Annotated in this window: 4 protein-coding genes; 3 read left to right on the forward strand and 1 reads right to left on the reverse strand. The window is 54.9% G+C overall.

Annotated features, from left to right (window positions below):
* Positions 1-129: 129 nt before the first annotated feature.
* Positions 130-690 carry a D-glycero-beta-D-manno-heptose 1,7-bisphosphate 7-phosphatase gene (gene gmhB / locus QMM04_RS21695; RefSeq protein WP_021507462.1) on the reverse strand — a complete coding sequence of 187 codons (561 nt, stop codon included), beginning with the start codon at positions 688-690 and terminating at the stop codon, positions 130-132.
* Positions 691-878: 188 nt separating this feature from the next.
* On the opposite strand from gmhB, the gene metN reads away from it, so the two are divergent.
* From metN to metQ, 3 genes are all read left to right on the forward strand, one after another.
* The gene (metN, locus tag QMM04_RS21700; RefSeq protein WP_127833709.1) at positions 879-1,910 is read left to right on the forward strand and encodes a methionine ABC transporter ATP-binding protein MetN; all 1,032 of its coding nucleotides are present in this window, start codon (positions 879-881) and stop codon (positions 1,908-1,910) included.
* The gene (locus QMM04_RS21705) at positions 1,903-2,556 is read left to right on the forward strand and encodes a methionine ABC transporter permease MetI (protein ID WP_021507464.1); all 654 of its coding nucleotides are present in this window, start codon (positions 1,903-1,905) and stop codon (positions 2,554-2,556) included. The genes metN and QMM04_RS21705 overlap by 8 nt, the downstream gene beginning before the upstream one ends.
* Positions 2,557-2,593: 37 nt before the next feature.
* Positions 2,594-3,222, forward strand: a 629-nt coding sequence (gene metQ / locus QMM04_RS21710) for a methionine ABC transporter substrate-binding lipoprotein MetQ (RefSeq protein WP_282997009.1), incomplete at its 3' end; no start/stop codon positions are given.

A 3,222-nucleotide genomic window follows, 5' to 3' on the forward strand; every position in this document is an offset into this window, starting at 1 on the left:
CTGCTGAGCCGCCTGCGTTGCCGCTTTGCCGTCTCAGTGGTGGCGCATTATAGGGCGAACTTATGGAAGCGCAAGTGCAAATTTCAACTTTTTTACTGTTCGCTTAAGATTTGTGCAGAAGGCCTGATTTCAGGCCTTTTTCATGCGCGCCGGCAGCTCTGCGAGACTATCAATCACCCAATCCGCAGCCGCTTCGCCTTCGGCGGTGACCGGCTTACCACTGCGCACCAGCACTTTGGTTCCCACACCTGCCGCCTTCGCTGCCAGCATATCTTCCAGCTTATCGCCCACCATATAAGAAGCCGCCATATCGATGTTCAGGTGTTTCTGTGCCGAAAGCAGCATGCCCGGTTGCGGCTTGCGGCAATCGCAAGTCTGGCGGTACTCCACGACCGTTGCATCAGGCAGATGCGGGCAGAAATAGATGCCGTCGAGATCGACATCGCGATCGGCCAGAGACCAGTCCATCCACTCGGTGAGTTGCATAAACTGATCTTCGGTAAACATGCCGCGCGCGATGCCAGACTGGTTGGTCACCAGCACCAGCGCGTAGCCCATCTTCTTTAACGCCTGCAGCGCTTCAATGGTGCCATCAATAAACTGAAAATTATCGATCTCATGAACATAGCCGTGATCGACATTCAGGGTGCCATCACGATCGAGAAAAATAGCCGGGACTGGGTTCGCCACGTAGAAACTCCTGCTGCAAATAGTGCCGCGCAGTATCGCATGATTGCGCATACCGTGAGAATGGCAGATTGAATGACTTTGATTGATTTAGCCGTCTGGATGCCTTACCATCCATCCAGATTTCGCCTGCCCCGGCGGCGCGAAAACCGATACACCACGGACAACGCAACACGATAACAATTAAACTAATGATTAAACTCGAAAATATCACCAAAGTGTTCCAGCAGGGTTCACGCACTATTCAGGCGTTGTCAAACGTTAGCCTGCACGTGCCTGCCGGACAAATTTATGGCGTCATCGGTTCATCCGGTGCCGGTAAAAGTACGCTCATCCGCTGCGTCAATCTGCTGGAGCGCCCGACATCCGGTCGCGTGCTGGTTGACGGTCAGGAGCTCACCGCGCTCTCTTCCGGGCAGTTAACGCTGGCGCGCCGCCAGATTGGCATGATCTTCCAGCACTTCAACCTGATGAACTCCCGCACCGTGTCGGGCAACGTTGCGCTGCCGCTTGAGCTGGGTAACCTGTCACGCGAAGCGATCAAAAAGCGCGTCAGCGAGCTGCTGGAGCTGGTCGGTCTGGCGGACAAACACGACAGCTGGCCGGCGAATCTGTCCGGCGGTCAGAAACAGCGCGTCGCGATTGCCCGTGCGCTGGCCAGCAATCCGAAGGTGCTGCTGTGTGATGAAGCCACCAGCGCGCTGGACCCGGCCACCACCCGCTCGATTCTGGAGCTGCTGAAAGACATCAACCGTCGTCTCGGCATCACTATTCTGCTGATTACTCACGAGATGGATGTGGTGAAACGCATCTGCGATCAGGTGGCGGTGATCAGCAACGGCGAACTGATTGAAAAAGACAGCGTCAGCGAAGTGTTCTCGCACCCGAAAACGCCCCTGGCCCAGCAGTTTATTCAGTCAACGCTGCATCTGGATATTCCGGATGATTACCAGCAGCGCATGCAGGCGAGCGCGGGCAGCGAGAGCGTGCCGCTGCTGCGGCTGGAGTTCACCGGTAAATCGGTGGATGCGCCGCTGCTGTCAGAAGCCGCGCGCCGTTTCAACGTCAATAACAACATTATCAGTGCCCAGATGGATTACGCCGGTGGCGTGAAGTTCGGCATCATGCTGGCCGAAATGGACGGCAGTGAAACAGATACACAAGCCGCTATTGCCTGGCTGAAAGAAAATCATGTGAAAGTAGAGGTGCTGGGTTATGTCTGAAGCGATGCTGTGGTTACTGACGCGTGGCGTCTGGGAAACGCTGATGATGACCTTCGTTTCTGGTTTCTTTGGCTTTGTGCTTGGCCTGCCGGTTGGCGTACTGCTGTACGTCACGCGTCCGGGGCAGATTCTGGCCAACACTGCGCTGTATCGCGTGCTGTCAGCCATCGTCAATATTTTCCGTTCTATTCCTTTCATTATCCTGCTGGTGTGGATGATTCCGTTTACCCGCGCCATCGTCGGCACTTCCATTGGTCTGCAGGCGGCCATCGTTCCGCTGACCGTAGGCGCGGCGCCGTTTATCGCCCGTATGGTGGAGAATGCGCTGCTTGAGTTGCCGACCGGACTGATTGAAGCCTCGCGCGCCATGGGTGCCACACCGCTGCAGATCGTGCGTAAAGTGCTGCTGCCGGAAGCGCTGCCAGGGCTGGTGAATGCCGCTACAATTACCCTGATTACGCTGGTGGGCTACTCCGCCATGGGTGGTGCTGTGGGCGCGGGCGGTCTGGGCCAGATTGGCTATCAGTATGGTTACATCGGCTATAACGCCACCGTGATGAATACCGTGCTGATTTTGCTGGTGGTGCTGGTGTATTTAATTCAGTTCTGTGGTGACCGCATCGTGCGTGCGGTGTCACATAAATAAGCAAACAACATCAATAGTCCTCTATTAAGGAAAGGATATGTCTTTCACATTTAAAAAGATTGCCGCTGTGGGTGCTCTGATTGGCGCGATTGCGCTGGCAGGATGCGATCAGAAAGAGAAAGATCCCAACCACATTAAAGTGGGTGTGATTGTCGGGGCTGAACAGCAGGTTGCGGAAACTGCCGTGAAAGTCGCGAAAGAGAAATACGGTCTCGATGTTGAACTGGTTACCTTTAACGATTACGTGCTGCCTAACGAAGCGCTGAGTAAAGGCGATATTGACGTTAACGCCTTCCAGCACAAGCCGTACCTCGATCAGCAGATCAAAGACCGCGGTTACAAACTGGTGCCGGTCGGCAACACCTTCGTTTATCCGATTGCCGGCTACTCGAAAAAAATCAAATCGCTGGATGAGCTGCAGAACGGTGCGCAGATCGCTATCCCGAACGATCCAACCAACCTCGGTCGTTCTCTGCTGCTGCTGCAGAAAGTGGGCCTGATTAAACTGAAAGATGGCGTGGGCCTGCTGCCAACCTCACTGGATATCACTGAGAATCCAAAGAACCTGAAGATTGTTGAGCTGGAAGCGCCACAGCTGCCACGTTCACTCGACGATCAGCAAATTGCGCTGGCGGTGATCAACACCACTTACGCCAGCCAGATTGG

The sequence above is a fragment of the Pantoea sp. Pa-EAmG genome (assembly GCF_030024295.1).
In the GTDB taxonomy this organism is placed as follows: domain Bacteria; phylum Pseudomonadota; class Gammaproteobacteria; order Enterobacterales; family Enterobacteriaceae; genus Pantoea; species Pantoea dispersa.